At 37.9% G+C, this 14437-nt stretch carries 11 protein-coding genes and 1 tRNA gene; 9 read left to right on the forward strand and 3 right to left on the reverse strand.

What is annotated here, in order from left to right; translation table 11 throughout:
* Positions 1-352 precede the first annotated feature (352 nt).
* Together ttcA and HX005_RS06485 are read left to right on the forward strand one after the other, a co-directional pair.
* Positions 353-1261: a tRNA 2-thiocytidine(32) synthetase TtcA gene (gene ttcA / locus HX005_RS06480; RefSeq protein ID WP_107007049.1), complete on the forward strand. Its 909-nt coding sequence runs from the start codon at positions 353-355 to the stop codon at positions 1259-1261.
* Positions 1262-1482: 221 nt separating this feature from the next.
* Entirely contained in the window at positions 1483-1866 is a 384-nt protein-coding gene (locus tag HX005_RS06485; protein WP_286376716.1) for an SCP2 sterol-binding domain-containing protein, read from the forward strand.
* A gap of 72 nt (positions 1867-1938) precedes the next feature.
* Here HX005_RS06485 and HX005_RS06490 read toward each other — a convergent pair whose 3' ends face one another.
* Positions 1939-3051 carry a transglycosylase SLT domain-containing protein gene (locus HX005_RS06490; RefSeq protein WP_286376717.1) on the reverse strand — a complete coding sequence of 371 codons (1113 nt, stop codon included), beginning with the start codon at positions 3049-3051 and terminating at the stop codon, positions 1939-1941.
* Positions 3052-3413: 362 nt separating this feature from the next.
* On the opposite strand from HX005_RS06490, the gene greB reads away from it, so the two are divergent.
* From greB to HX005_RS06520, 6 genes are all read left to right on the forward strand, one after another.
* Entirely contained in the window at positions 3414-3908 is a 495-nt protein-coding gene (greB, locus tag HX005_RS06495; RefSeq protein ID WP_286376718.1) for a transcription elongation factor GreB, read from the forward strand.
* Positions 3909-3998: 90 nt separating this feature from the next.
* Positions 3999-4088: transfer RNA gene (locus HX005_RS06500), tRNA-Ser, on the forward strand.
* A 427-nt stretch (positions 4089-4515) separates the two neighbouring features.
* On the forward strand, positions 4516-5691 hold the full coding sequence (locus HX005_RS06505; protein WP_286376719.1) for an acyl-CoA dehydrogenase family protein: 1176 nt from the start codon (positions 4516-4518) through the stop codon (positions 5689-5691).
* A 262-nt stretch (positions 5692-5953) separates the two neighbouring features.
* Entirely contained in the window at positions 5954-8977 is a 3024-nt protein-coding gene (locus HX005_RS06510) for a peroxisomal multifunctional enzyme type 2 (RefSeq protein WP_286376720.1), read from the forward strand.
* Positions 8978-9060: 83 nt separating this feature from the next.
* Positions 9061-10242, forward strand: coding sequence for a lipid-transfer protein (locus HX005_RS06515; protein WP_286376721.1), 1182 nt, complete (start codon positions 9061-9063; stop codon positions 10240-10242).
* 126 nt (positions 10243-10368) lie between these two features.
* Positions 10369-11256, forward strand: a complete 888-nt coding sequence (locus HX005_RS06520) for a metal-dependent hydrolase (RefSeq protein WP_286376722.1) — start codon at positions 10369-10371, stop codon at positions 11254-11256.
* Positions 11257-11401: 145 nt separating this feature from the next.
* On the opposite strand, the gene sodB is transcribed toward HX005_RS06520, so the two are convergent.
* Positions 11402-12028, reverse strand: coding sequence for a superoxide dismutase SodB (gene sodB / locus HX005_RS06525; RefSeq protein WP_107007056.1), 627 nt, complete (start codon positions 12026-12028; stop codon positions 11402-11404).
* A gap of 216 nt (positions 12029-12244) precedes the next feature.
* Positions 12245-13003, reverse strand: coding sequence for a Nif3-like dinuclear metal center hexameric protein (locus HX005_RS06530; protein WP_286376723.1), 759 nt, complete (start codon positions 13001-13003; stop codon positions 12245-12247).
* A gap of 249 nt (positions 13004-13252) precedes the next feature.
* Here HX005_RS06530 and HX005_RS06535 point away from each other — a divergent pair, with 249 nt between their 5' ends.
* On the forward strand, positions 13253-14428 hold the full coding sequence (locus HX005_RS06535) for a S1C family serine protease (RefSeq protein WP_107007058.1): 1176 nt from the start codon (positions 13253-13255) through the stop codon (positions 14426-14428).
* The last annotated feature ends 9 nt before the right edge of the window (positions 14429-14437 follow it).

A 14437-nucleotide genomic window follows, 5' to 3' on the forward strand; every position in this document is an offset into this window, starting at 1 on the left:
AATTTTTTTTATTTAAAGATCACTTGACTATTGTAAGGTATTGAAAAATATTCAAAAAAATAGTTGATTAAAAAATGATCAATTTAAATAAAAGCTCCATTTATTCGGCGCTACCCTTTGTCAAGCCCTAAACAATCCACAGTTTTATCCACAGCTTTTGTGGAAAACTGTGGAAAAGTCCAAAAGATAAGCGTTTGGGCGAATATTTAACCATGACTGCTTATTTTATACCTTGCTATAAGACAGATGAATGACAAAATCGCATAATTGTAAAAAACAAAAATCTTTAGATGTTATATAAACGCAAATCGGCTAAAATCAGGCAGCATTTTTTTATGGGTAATTCTCCTCTATGTACTCGCCAATTGAGTCTGATCAAGGATTTAATTTCAAACCAGAGCTTCCTACAAGTTCAGCTTATTATCGTTTATTAAAAAAACTTCGTCGTCAGGTAGGTCACGCCATTCGTGATTTTAAAATGATTGAAGAAGGTGATAAGGTCATGGTCTGTGTATCTGGAGGAAAAGACAGCTACACATTACTAGATATCTTGTTGCAGTTTAAACGTATTGCACCGATTAATTTTGATGTGGTTGCGGTCAACTTAGATCAAAAGCAACCAGGCTTTCCTGAAGATGTTTTACCACGTTATATGGAAGAAAATAACATTCCATATTATATTTTGGAAAAAGACACTTACAGCATTACAAAACGTTTAACGCCAGAAGGTAAAACGTATTGTGCAGTATGTTCTCGTTTGCGTCGTGGTTCGTTATATGGCTTCGCACAAGAAATTGGTGCAACAAAAGTGGCATTAGGTCATCACCGTGATGATATTTTGGCAACTTTTTTCTTGAACCTCTTTCATGGTGGTAGTTTAAAAGCTATGCCACCAAAATTATTGTCATCTGACAAAAAGAATATTTTGATTCGTCCTTTGGCTTATGTTGAAGAAAAGGATATTATTAAATATGCAGAAATGCGTAAATTCCCAATCATTCCATGTAACTTATGTGGTTCACAGGAAAACTTACAACGTGCCATTTTAAATGATATGTTACGTGACTGGGATCAAAAATATCCAAAACGTTTACATAGTATTTTTGGTGCTTTACAAAACGTTTCGCCATCACAACTTGCAGATCGTGACTTATTTGATTTTGAAAAATTAGATGAAGAGCGTGAGTTTGATATGAAATGTGACACTGAAGAAATGAAAAACCGTTTGGATGTAGTAAATTTAAGCTTTGCTGCTGATTGATCTTTTTTGCTAATAAATTGATCGAAAAGGGCATTCATATTCGTTTGAGTGCCTGATTTATAAAAATAAAACGATAAAATCAATAAAAATAGAATAACCAGTACAAAAAACTTTAGCCCAAATAGAAATTATCGTGTTATAACCTTTAACAAGCGAAATGCTTCATGATGTTGTTTGGATAGACAACACGATAAATGAATAAATAATTTTGAGGAATGAACATGCCTGCATTTTTAACTGATGATTGGTTTGCAACTGTAGAAAAATTGACTGCTGAAGCTGGTGATCTGAATTTACCACCTGCATTGGCAAATCTTGCAATTAACCTTGTGGTTGCTGATGATAATGGTAATACTGAATTATCTTTAGATGGCGGTAAAATTGTAAAAGGTTTATCTCCAAATGCAAAAACAACTTTGAATATGGATGGCGAAACACTTCGTAAAGTATTCCTAGAGTTTGATATGGCTGCTGCAATGCAAGCATTCATGACTGGTAAAATCAAAGTTCAAGGTGATATGTCTCAGTTGATGGCATTACAAACGGCTAAACCAAGCCAAGAGCAAAAAGATTTATTCAAGCGTGTACTTGAGCAAACAGCTTAAGCTGCGTTAAAGCAAAAAAAAGCTTACATTGATGTAAGCTTTTTTTATTTGAGATAAATATACTCTGAACTATTAAATTGTCATCAAGTCAGGTGTATTTTTAATATGTTCTAAATACGCTCGGATACGCGTGACATATTGAAGCGCCTGCTTGTAACGACCATTACGTGTTTGGTGGCGTGTTAAATAGTTATAAAGATTCATCCAATCATTCGGATCTTTACCTTGAGCTTTGATACGTTTTTGAATGGCATCAACAGCACCCGGTCCCATATTATAGGCAACTAATGCATACCAATGACGGTCAGGAGTATGTATATAGTTATAACGATTCAACATTTGATTAAAATATTTTGCGCCACCTTGGATGCTCTGACTTGGGTCAGTTCGGTTAGAAACACCCATTTCACGTGCTGTTGCATGAGTCAGCATCATTAAACCACGAACTCCTGTAGGAGAAACAGAATTTGGTTTTAAATATGACTCTTGATAACCAATGGCTGCGAGCAAATGCCAATCTAGACCATATTGTTGTGCTGAGCGTTGAAAACTGGCTTTATAAATAGGAAGTCGAGCGCTTAAATCGCGTTGAATAATATTCCAATCATCTTTTTTCAACAAATTACGGTTGTAAAATGAAGCCAGTTGTTGGATAGAACCATTTTGCTTACTTTGACAAACAAAACCACTTGCGGCTTCTGTCAAAGGGTCATCAGCATGTTTAAAAACCCAATTGATTTCGGTATTTAAACCATTCTTTTTTAAGCTATTTAAGTCACCACAAGTAGCAGAAAAAGAGGTTAATTTCTTTGCTTCAATACGTTCAGTCGATGCTGTTGTAATGGCAAAATTTGCTTTTCCCTGCGCAATCATTTTTAAAGCTGTGGCATTGTCTGCAACTGTTTTAAAATCTAATTGCACATTTAAATTTTGTGCATAGCTATGCGCTAAATCATAACCAAAACCATGTTTATATTGACCATCTTTAAACACGATTGTTGGCATTGATACGGCTACAACAGTCAATTTGTTGCTGTTGACAACACTATTGTATTGGTTAACTTTAGTGGCATTAATACTATGAAATGGAATAAATGCACTAGCCAGAACCAAGGCTTTTAATGGGAGAGTGGAAAAAAAAGAATCAAGCTTTAACCTCGATCCAGATGTTGAATTACTGTGCATGTTGTCTCCGCTACTAGTAATTTATGCCCTCAAAAGACAAAGCCAGTACGACTCAAGACTTTCTTAAGTTGATAAATTCAATAAGGGTGGGCAGGCATGGACGTCATTCAAAAAATGACATATGGGAAATTAGGATTATGTAGAAAAACTACATCGTATAAAAAATAGGCAACCTAAAACATGTGCGAATAATAAAGTTGAAAATTTAAAATGTCAAATTTTGTACTGAGATTATTTAATTTGTGTAACATAATGGATTGATTTAGTTAGTGAAAAAATTTTATATACTTATTTTGTGTGGAAAACGAGAATTTCCTATTTCAAAATGTAAAGTTATGCTGTTGAAGTAAAGGGATGACATCATGAAATCGAACTTAATTACCCGAACTGGACATGATCAATTAGTTGCTGAATTACAACGTTTATGGCATGAAGAACGTCCTGAAATTACCCAGAAAGTGAATTGGGCTGCGAGTCTCGGTGATCGTTCTGAAAATGCAGATTATCAATATAATAAACAAATACTTAAGAAAATTGATAGACGTGTTCGATATTTAGGAAAGCGTTTGGAAGAATTAAGGATAATTGATTTTTCTGTGGAACAAGAGGGCAAAGTTTATTTTGGAGCTTGGGTGGAAATAGAGAATGATGAAGGAGAGAAGAAAAAGCTTAGAATTGTTGGAGTCGATGAAATTTATGACCATCATCCTCAAAATATTTCTATAGATTCACCTATGGCAAGGGCACTACTTACTAAACAAGTGGATGATGAAGTTGAAGTATTAACCCCATCAGGCAAAAAAAATTGGTATATCAACTCAATTGAATATGAAAAGCCTGAAAAATCATCTAAATAGTGATATTTGATTTTATTTTGTACACTTGGTTCAATATTTTTATAAAAACATTTGCCAAATTGATTTTTTATTTATATGATAGCCGCCATTGGAAGCGTGGCAGAGCGGTTTAATGCACCGGTCTTGAAAACCGACGAGGGTGCGAGTCCTCCGTGAGTTCGAATCTCACCGCTTCCGCCAAATATTTAAAAGACCCTTGATCATTCAAGGGTCTTTTTTTTATTGTGAAAATTTAATCAATAAAAATTTCTACAATTGAAGTTTTAATGTTAGAAACTTAATTTCCCTATTTTCCATGTTTTTTAAAAAGTAAAAATAACTCTAATGAGATATAGCTAAAGTTGAAATAATTCATTTTATTAAGCTAAATCAGTATGATTGTAACGATAAAAAAACAGCACGATTTATCATGATTTTATAAAAATTACTGGTATTGCTTAAAATATTTTTTGGCAAAAAACATCATTTTTAATCAGTAGACTATGTTTATTACAATTGACGAATATTTGATCTCATTTTAAAAGTAGAAGATGAAGTTATATCTATATCTTAAAAACTCATAACTTCTTAACATGCTAGAAAAATAACGTTAAATTAAGGAAAGATCATGTCTGTTTTAAATATTCCACAAGCTATTCCTGCAATGATTCCACGCACTTTATTCAATGCAGAGCATGAACAATTTCGTCAAACGGCACGTCGTTTTTTTGAAACTGAAATTGCACCACATCGTGAAAAATGGGAAGAACAACAGCACATTGATCGTCATCTTTGGAATAAAGCGGGTGAGTTAGGTTTTTTATGTTGCACTATGCCAGAAGAATATGGAGGTTCAGGTGTAGATCGCTTGTATTCGATGATTTTAATGGAAGAACAAGCTCGTGTGGGAGATTCTTCGTCAGGTTTTTCCTTACATTCAGACATTGTTGCAAACTATTTAAATAATTTTGGTAATGAAGAGCAGAAGCAATACTGGTTGCCAAAAATGGCAACAGGTGAAGCAGTAGGTGCAATTGCGATGACTGAACCGGGTACGGGTTCGGACTTACAAAGTATTCGCACCACAGCAGTGGAAGATGGTGACGATTACATTATTAATGGTTCCAAGATTTTTATTACGAATGGTTATCTATGTGATATTGCTGTCGTTGCAGTCAAAACAGGTAAAAGTGAAAATGCTGCTCAAAATGTTTCTTTAATCATTATTGAAGCTGATCGAGAGGGTTTTACTAAAGGTAAGCCGTTAAAAAAAGTCGGTATGCATGGTCAAGATACATGTGAATTATTTTTTGACAATGTGCGTGTACCAAAAAGTAATTTGCTCGGTATGGAAGGCATGGGTTTTATCATGCTCATGAAAGAACTGGCTTGGGAACGCATGATGATTGGGATTATCTGTGCAGCAGGTGCTGAAAATGCTTTAGCAAACACAGTGGAATATACCAAACAGCGTAAGGCATTTAGTAAGCCTATTTCAGTGTTTCAAAATACACGTTTTAAACTGGCTGAAATGCGTGCTGAAGTACAAATCGCTCGTACTTTTGTAGATCAATGTATGCAACAAGTCTTGAAAAATGAATTGTCGATTGAAGCAGCATGCACAGCAAAATATTGGGTGTCGGACTTAGCGTGTAAAGTTGTCGATGAATGTGTGCAATTGCATGGTGGTTATGGCTATATGCTTGAGTATCCAATTGCACGTGCGTACTTGGATATGCGTCCAAACCGTATTTATGGTGGTACCAATGAAATCATGAAAGAGTTGATTTCACGGACGATTTGATTCACGTATTTGTAAAAGTAAAATGATTAGCATGATGGAAATTTAATTCTGGAAAGTTCTTTTTTTGTTGCTTAAACAGTTCAGAGAAAGATCGGGTTGATTGATATTTTTAAATAAATCCTCACCCTCTTGCGCTACGCTCATCCTTTAATAAAGGAGAGGGGACTTCCATTATAAATTTCCTGTGATCATTCAATCATTTTACAACAAGATTAAAAATTCAAATTGCTTAGAACAACAAGATTTAGAAAAAGGATTGAAAATGTCAGAATTACGTTTTGATGGACGCGTTGCCATTGTGACAGGTGCAGGCGGTGGGTTGGGTCGCCAACATGCGCTAACCCTTGCCGCACGTGGCTGTAAAGTGGTGGTCAATGACTTAGGTGGTGGTGCGCATGGCTCAGGACAATCGTCCTCAGCAGCCGATAAAGTCGTGGAAGAAATCCGTGTCGCAGGTGGTGAAGCGGTTGCTAACTATGATTCAGTAGAAAATGGTCAAGCCATTGTCCAAACCGCTTTAGATCATTTCGGTACAGTCGATATTGTCATTAACAATGCAGGTATTCTACGTGATGTCAGCTTTGCCAAAATGACCCAAGAAGACTGGGACTTGATCATGCGGGTGCATTTGAATGGTACGGAAAGCGTGTCACATGCGGCTTGGCCCATCATGCGTGAAAAAGGTTATGGTCGGATCATCATGACCACCTCTGCGGCAGGGATTTATGGCAACTTCGGGCAAGCCAACTACTGTGCGGCAAAGTTGGGGATTCTCGGACTCGCCAATTGCTTAGCGGAAGAAGGGCGTAGTAAAAACATTTTCGTCAATACTATTGCACCTTTGGCAGCGTCACGATTGACTGAAACTGTGATGCCACCTGATTTATTGGCTTTGCTGAAACCTGAAGCAGTCAGTCCGTTAGTGGCGTGGCTAGCGCATGAAGACTGTCAGGAAAATAAAGGCTTATTTGAAGTTGGTGCAGGTTTTATTGCCAAACTGCGTTGGGAACGTACAGAAGGTTATATTTTCCCAAATAAACGCCCATTTAATATCGATGATGTTGCACGTCATTGGGACAAAATCACCGATTTCACAGAATCGACTCATCCGACTTCGACCACAGAATCGTTCACACCAATTCTTGAAGGCATCAATCATCCAAACTTGGGTGGTAATGAATTTATAGACTTGGATGTCGCTTCGAAAGCCAAACTGGAAATTGAATCGTCTTATGATGAGCGTGATTTATCGTTATATGCTTTGGGTATTGGCGCAGCGCAAAATCCACTCGACAGCTCTGAACTTGCTTACGTTTATGAGTTGGGCAGTGAATTCCAAGCATTTCCAACCTATGGTGTGATGCCACAAATGAATGCCATGTTACAAATGGCGAAACAAGGTGTGACGCTTCCGGGCATGAATTATGGCTTTGACCGTGTGTTGCATGGTGAGCAATATACTGAAATTAAGCGACCTTTACCGCCACATGCCAAGTTACAGCATACATTCACCTTAAAAAGTGCCTACGATAAAGACCCAAATGCGGTAGTGACTTTCGCGATTTCCTCGAAAGATGAAAATGGTGAAGAACTGATTTACAACGAAATGACGGCATTTGTACGTGGTGCAGGCGGTTGGGGCGGTGAGCGTGGTGATTCAATAGAACAAAATGTCGCACCTGAGCGTGAACCTGACGCCGTGATTGAAGAAAAAACCGATGTCAATCAAACACTTTTATATCGCTTATCAGGCGATTGGAATCCGCTCCATGCAGACCCTGCATTTGCCAAAGCCTTTGGTTTTGATCGCCCGATTTTACATGGTCTATGTACTTTTGGTTTCAGTGGTCGCCATGTGATTAAAGCATTTAGCAATAACGATGGTCGTTATTTTAAAAGCATCAAAGTGCGTTTTGCCAAGAGCGTCTATCCGGGTGATACCTTGGTCACCAAGATGTGGAAGGAATCCGACACTAAAATCATTTTTGAAACGTGGGTCAAAGAACGCAATGAAGTGGTGATTAAAAACGCTGCCATTGAATTGTATACGGAAATTCCAACGGCGAAAGCTAAGCCGAAAGCAGCTCAGGATTCAGCGCCATCTGCACAAGTTCAAGCATCGGCTGAACCTGATCGCCTCATTGCCAAAGATGTATTTAAAGTGATTGGTGAATATGTTGCACAACACCCTGAATTGGTCGATAAAACCAAGACTTCATTCTTATTCAAACTGAAAAATCCTGATTCTGTTTGGACTTTGGATTTGAAGAATGGCGCAGGCTCATGCACACAAGGTGAAATTTCCAATGCTGATGTCACTTTGGAAATGGATGAAGAGCATCTTGAAACGGTCGTGACCAGTTCACTTGCCGATGTACAGAAATTATTCTTTGGTGGTCAACTTAAAATCGGTGGCAATGTCATGGCTTCCAATAAGTTGATCGTCCTGCAAGAGATTGAATCTAAATTGTTTAGCGAAGCAAAAAATCAACGCCTAGCCAGTGCAGACAGTTCAAGCTCATCATCTACTCATACAGATGCAACGCCATCGGTCAATACAGAAATTACCCTTGCTGATGTTTTTACTGCGGTGAATCAACATATTCAGTCCAAAGCAGATCTTGTTGATAAAACCAAAACTTCATTCTTATTCAAGATTAAAAATCCTGATTCGGTCTGGTTTATTGACCTAAAAAATGGTGCAGGCAGTGCTGGTGCAGGTGACATTGCCAATCCTGATGTGACACTGGAATTGGATGAAGAACATATTCCAACCGTGTTTGGTGGTGATCTTGCTTCTGTACAGAAGTTATTCTTCGGTGGTCAGTTGAAAATTGGTGGCAATGTTATGGCTTCCAACAAATTAACTGTGTTGCAGGACATGGATAAGAAGTTGGTTGATCAAGCACGCGATGCACGAGTGGCTTCAGGTGCAACGACAACAACTGCTTCAACGAGTAATGCAACGCCTAAAGTAGCTAAAGCGCCTGAAATTTTCAATGCTTTGAAAAATCGTTTACAGGGTGAAAGCAATAGCAATCATTCATATCAATTCAACATCACAGAACCAAATGAGTCGTGGACGGTGAATTTAGCCAATGGAAGTGTCACGCAGGGCAATGATGCCAATGCCGATGTGATCTTAACATTGAGTGATCATCATTTGGCGGAGTTGGTGACGAATCAGCGTGAGATTCGTGACTTATATCAGCATGGTGAGGTCAAAGTGAATGGTGATATTCGACTGGTTCATCAGATGCAATTCCTACAAGGTTTAAGCAATTAATCCATCTCAATATAAATGAATAAAGTCATCGCATTTTCTACAAAAGGATAGTTTGGAAAATGCGATACATTGGAGAATAAGAAATGAAAAGACGTGTCAATGTCATCGGTGTTGGGATGACCAAGTTTGCCAAACCGGGTGCAAGTGAAGAATATTATGTCATGGCAAAAGAAGCAGGGCAAAATGCACTGAAAGATGCAGGCATTAACTATAACGAAATCGAGCAAGTGTTTGCAGGTTATGTCTATGGTGATTCAACCTGTGGACAGCGTGCGGCTTATGAGTTGGGTTTAACAGGCGTACCCATTGTCAATGTCAATAACAACTGCTCAACTGGTTCGAGTGCGTTGTATTTAGCACGTCAAGCCATCGAGGGTGGTTTGGCTGAATGTGTTCTTGCACTGGGTTTTGAAAAAATGGAAAAGGGCGCATTGGGAGCAAAATTCAATGACCGTGAACCACCAATGGGACAACATGCCCAAGTCATGTTGGATGTACAAGGTTTCAATTCAGCACCGCCTGCAGCACAAATGTTCGGTGGCGCAGGTCGTGAATATCGTTGGTTGCACGGCACCAAAAAAGAAACCTTTGGACAAATTGCGGTAAAAGCCCGTAAACACGCCAGTCAGAATCCATACGCTTTGTTCGGTCAGGTATTGTCATTGGATGAAATCATGGCATCGGATGAAGTCTTTGATCCCTTGACCCGTTTCCAATGTTGCCCTCCGACCTGTGGTGCAGGTGCAGTCATTCTCTGTTCAGATGAATTTGCCAAAAAACATGGTATTTCCAACCCTGTTTATATCGCAGCGCAGTCGATGACCACAGATTATGCCTCAAGTTTTGAAGAAAAAAGTATGATTAAAATGGTCGGTTATGACATGACCAAACACGCTGCGAAACAAGTCTATGAAGCAGCAGGTGTAGGTGTAGAAGATGTTGATGTGATTGAATTACATGATTGTTTTACGGCAAATGAGTTACTGACTTACGAGGCTTTGGGTTTATGCCCTGAGGGTGAGGCGGAAAAATTCATTTGGGATGCTGACAATACCTATGGTGGAAAATATGTCACCAATCCATCTGGTGGCTTGCTGTCCAAAGGTCATCCACTCGGTGCAACTGGCTTGGCACAATGTACCGAACTGGTGTGGCAACTCCGTGGCACAGCAGGTAACCGTCAGGTGGAAAATGCTCGAATTGCCTTACAGCATAATCTTGGCTTAGGTGGTGCTTGTGTCATTACCATGTACCGTCGTGACTGAAAAATTGATGGAAATGAGTTGATATGACATGGAATTGAGTTGAAATGATATAGAAGATTGTGCTCAAAAGAGTACAATTTTGTTTGGGACATCACACTTATTCAAATAAATAGATAGGATGAAGCTATGGGCATTTTACAGAAACTTATAAAATCCACCGTATATCATGAGCCATTACCCATTCGTCGTGATGTACGATTTGATTTACCAGCCGATCGTATTGCGGACTGGCATACTTCGGCGGGACCAATTTTTACCGCATTGCTCAATACATTTTCAATTGTTTTGCCTATTGGTGAGCGTTTCTTTATTGATGCTGTGCGTGCGCACCGAGATCTAGTGCAAGACCCTGATTTGCAAAAAGCATTGACTGCTTTTATTGGTCAGGAAGCGATGCATGGTCGTGAGCATGAAGACTATAATAGTGCCTTGTTTGATCGAAATACCATTGCACCAAAATTTGAAGCTTTTGTTTTGGATATTTTTGGTTTAATCAAAAAGCATACACCAGAATATTTTTGGCTGAGTGCGACAATTGCATTAGAACATTTTACTGCACTATTAGCAGATTCTGTGTTACAAATTCCTGAACTCTTTGATGGTGCTGAAGAAAATTATGCCAATATTTGGCGTTGGCATGCCTTTGAAGAAACTGAACATAAAGCCGTTGCTTTCGATGTGTGGAATACTGCTATGGGACATGGACCTTATGCCTACGCAGTCCGTAGTTTAGGTTTAGTACTTGCAACAATTGTATTCTGGGGGCTTGTACTACCTGTCTTTACCAAGATCGTGATGGATGAGAAAAAATTGACTGATCTTTCTAGTTGGCGTAAAGCGTACAAATATACGTTTGGTGAAGTGGGTGCTTTAAGAAAGCAATTGGGTAATTATATTGATTATTTTCGTCCTAATTTTCATCCTTGGGATCATGCTAATCGTGACAAAATGCTTGCAATGCAAGATCTGATTTATAAATTGGCTGATGAATCAGTGAAAAATAAAAAGGTCTAATGCGTTCAACACAAAGATATCAAGGACATTTTAAGTCTTAGATCAAGTTTACTTAATTTTTGAATCCACAGATGTAAAAATGCATTAAAAAAAAGCCAGTCAGTTTGCACCGACTGGCTTTTTATTTACTTTATAAAAAAGTAAATTATTTCTCTACACCAGCTTCTTGACCAGCATATTTAGCATTTGCATAGTCCCAGTTCACTAAGCTTTCTAGGAAAGTAGAGATATATTTAGGACGTGCATTACGGAAGTCGATGTAATAAGCGTGTTCCCAAACGTCAATTGTGAGTACAGCAACTTTACCATGAGCAAGTGGAGTATCAGCATTTGAAGTTTTAAGGATAGAAAGGTCGCCATTTACTTTGTCAGCAACTAACCAAGCCCAACCTGAACCAAATTGAGTTGTTGCAGCAGCAGCAAATTCTTCAGCGAATTTTTCGTAAGAACCGAAAGCTTCATCAATTTTAGCAGCTAAAGCGCCAGTCGCTTTACCGCCACCATTTTTAGCCATACAGTTCCAGTAGAAAGTGTGGTTCCAAACTTGAGCCGCATTGTTGAAAACACCTGCTTTAGATGCATCGCCTGCAACAGCAGTGATGATTTCTTCTAAAGATTTACCTTCAAGGTCTGTACCAGCAATGAGGTTGTTTAAGTTAACAACATAAGTGTTGTGGTGTTTATCGTGGTGAAACTCTAAAGTTTCTTTGCTGATGTGCGGAGCGAGGTCATCATAACCGTATGGAAGCGCAGGTAAAGTAATGGTTGTCATGTTTTAAATTCCTTGCATTTTGCTGGGTTTTAACATTAAGTGGCTTTATTGTAATAGATTCTTCAAATAATTGCGCAGCTTGTTAAATAACAATACACAATTTATTTCGATTTAATACGTATAAAGAAAATGTTAAAAAACAGCCATTATTTTTGGCAAAAAAGCTTTCTATTTGAATGTTTTTATGTTCATTCAAATTTAACTTTTGAGCCGCCATTAAATCGGATTATTTAATTCGAAATAACTATACTCAATATTGAAGTGTTCTGAAATAGCTTTGCCTAATCGTTGTACGCCATAACGCTCAGTTGCATGATGTCCACAGGCAAAATAATGTACATTTAATTCTTGTGCTTCATAAAAAGTACGTTCACTCACTTCACCTGAAATATAAGCATCACAATTCATTGCAGCAGCTTTAGAGATAAAATCTTGCGCGCCACCTGTACAAAAGCCTATTTTTTGAATTTGTGTCTTTTCAGCAGGCAAATGAATCGCATCAAAACCCAATTTTTCAGAAACATAATTTTTAAATTGATCTGGTGACATTGCAGTTTTTAGATTACCAATATTACCTATTGGGTTGCGTTCAGTTGGGTCAAGTGCTTCTAAATTTTCTAAATCTAAAATTTCAGCAATTGCTGCGTTATTGCCAAGTGTTGGATGTGAATCTAAAGGAAGATGATAAGCTAATAAAGAAATATCATTTTTAATCAATGCTTTAATTCGTTTTCCACGCATACCCGTAATTGGGTAAGGTTCACCTTTCCAAAAATAGCCATGATGAACCAAGAGAAGATCAGCTTTTTGTTCAATTGCTGCATTGATGGCATCTTGTGATGCAGTAACCGCACAAAGAATTTTTTTGACTTCGATATTTCCTTCGATTTGTAAACCATTAGGAGCATAGTCTTTAAATTCATGCGTTTTTAAAGTTTGGTTACACCATTGGATTATTTCATTTAAATTTGCCATATGACTCTGATTAAATTGAGTGAAAATTAAAGTTTTTAACTTAGATGATATGGGAATGTACATTGCTGAGTTTGATTATATGAAATATAAATCATGACTAAACAAAGATCGGGTTAAACCTAACTGTAAATTGTAACTAAAGCTGAACAAAACTCTTTGTGTTTTTTAGGTTTATTTATTGAATTAGATTACAATATTGAAAATACTTTCACATCAATGAATTAAAAAATTCTGAAGAGGAGCGAAAAAGTGCGCCGCACCTTTACATGGCTACCTTGGGTGTTACTCATCCTAGTAATTATTAGTTTTGCTGTATGGCAAAAATTACAACAACCAAAAGCACCAATTGCATCAGATGGTGTAAAAATGCCAGCTGAAAAGGTTGAGCCATTAGTCGATACATCTCGTACGGGTGGTGTGGTTTCCTATAATGCTGCGGTAAAAGTCGCAGCGCCAGCAGTGGTTAATATTTTTACAACACAAAAAGTAAAACAAAATCATCCATTGTTAAATGATCCTGCATTCCGTGAGTTTTTTGGTAATCAAATTCCTGAACAGTCTCAAGGGCAAAATGAAAATAGTTTAGGTTCAGGCGTGATTGTTCGTCCTGATGGTTATATTTTGACGAATAATCATGTAATTGCACAAGCAGATCAAATTGTGGTTGCATTGCAAGATGGTCGTCGGGCTGAAGCCAAAGTCATTGGAACTGATCCTGATACAGATTTGGCTGTTATTAAAATTGAATTAGAGAGTTTGCCTGTATTACCGTTTAAACTCAGTGGTAATGAAGTTGGTGATGTTGTTCTTGCGATTGGTAATCCTTTTGGTGTAGGGCAAACCGTCACACAAGGTATTATTTCTGCAACAGGTCGTTCTGACTTAGGAATTAACACTTATGAAGACTTTATTCAAACAGATGCAGCTATTAACCCTGGAAACTCTGGTGGGGCATTGATTGATGTTGCAGGTAATTTGATTGGGGTAAATACTGCGATTTTTTCACAATCAGGTGGCTCTTTAGGCATTGGTTTTGCGATTCCTGCAAAAATTTGTCAACAAGTTTTAAATTCTATTTTAAAAGATGGTCGAGTGATTCGTGGTTGGTTAGGAATTAGTTTAGTTCCACCAGCGCAAGTCGATGTTCTTGCTCCACGTCAAACAGGTGTAGTGGTTGCAGACGTACTGAAACAAGGACCTGCTGCCGATGCTGGCTTAAAAATTGGCGATCGCATTGTTAAAGTCAATGATGAAGTGATTACTTCAACATCACATTTAATTAATTACGTTGCTTTACAAGCACCAAATTCACATATCAAAGTTGAAGTTGTACGTGGACAAGAAACACTTGATTTAAATGTGAAAGTAGGTGAACGTCAGATTGAGCAAACTGATTCACAATATATTCCTTTGCCTAAACGCTAACATGACATA

Source organism: Acinetobacter sp. R933-2 (assembly GCF_030325485.1).
Classification (GTDB): domain Bacteria; phylum Pseudomonadota; class Gammaproteobacteria; order Pseudomonadales; family Moraxellaceae; genus Acinetobacter; species Acinetobacter sichuanensis.

What these genes read in the sequence shown, in the direction of transcription:
- greB (WP_286376718.1), top strand. Translation starts at nt 3,414, where the DNA reads ATGAAATCGAACTTAATTACCCGAACTGGACATGATCAATTAGTTGCT.
- sodB (WP_107007056.1), bottom strand. Translation starts at nt 12,028, where the DNA reads ATGACAACCATTACTTTACCTGCGCTTCCATACGGTTATGATGACCTC.
- HX005_RS06530 (WP_286376723.1), bottom strand. Translation starts at nt 13,003, where the DNA reads ATGGCAAATTTAAATGAAATAATCCAATGGTGTAACCAAACTTTAAAA.
- HX005_RS06515 (WP_286376721.1), top strand. Translation starts at nt 9,061, where the DNA reads ATGAAAAGACGTGTCAATGTCATCGGTGTTGGGATGACCAAGTTTGCC.
- ttcA (WP_107007049.1), top strand. Translation starts at nt 353, where the DNA reads ATGTACTCGCCAATTGAGTCTGATCAAGGATTTAATTTCAAACCAGAG.
- HX005_RS06510 (WP_286376720.1), top strand. Translation starts at nt 5,954, where the DNA reads ATGTCAGAATTACGTTTTGATGGACGCGTTGCCATTGTGACAGGTGCA.
- HX005_RS06505 (WP_286376719.1), top strand. Translation starts at nt 4,516, where the DNA reads ATGTCTGTTTTAAATATTCCACAAGCTATTCCTGCAATGATTCCACGC.
- HX005_RS06485 (WP_286376716.1), top strand. Translation starts at nt 1,483, where the DNA reads ATGCCTGCATTTTTAACTGATGATTGGTTTGCAACTGTAGAAAAATTG.
- HX005_RS06490 (WP_286376717.1), bottom strand. Translation starts at nt 3,051, where the DNA reads ATGCACAGTAATTCAACATCTGGATCGAGGTTAAAGCTTGATTCTTTT.
- HX005_RS06520 (WP_286376722.1), top strand. Translation starts at nt 10,369, where the DNA reads ATGGGCATTTTACAGAAACTTATAAAATCCACCGTATATCATGAGCCA.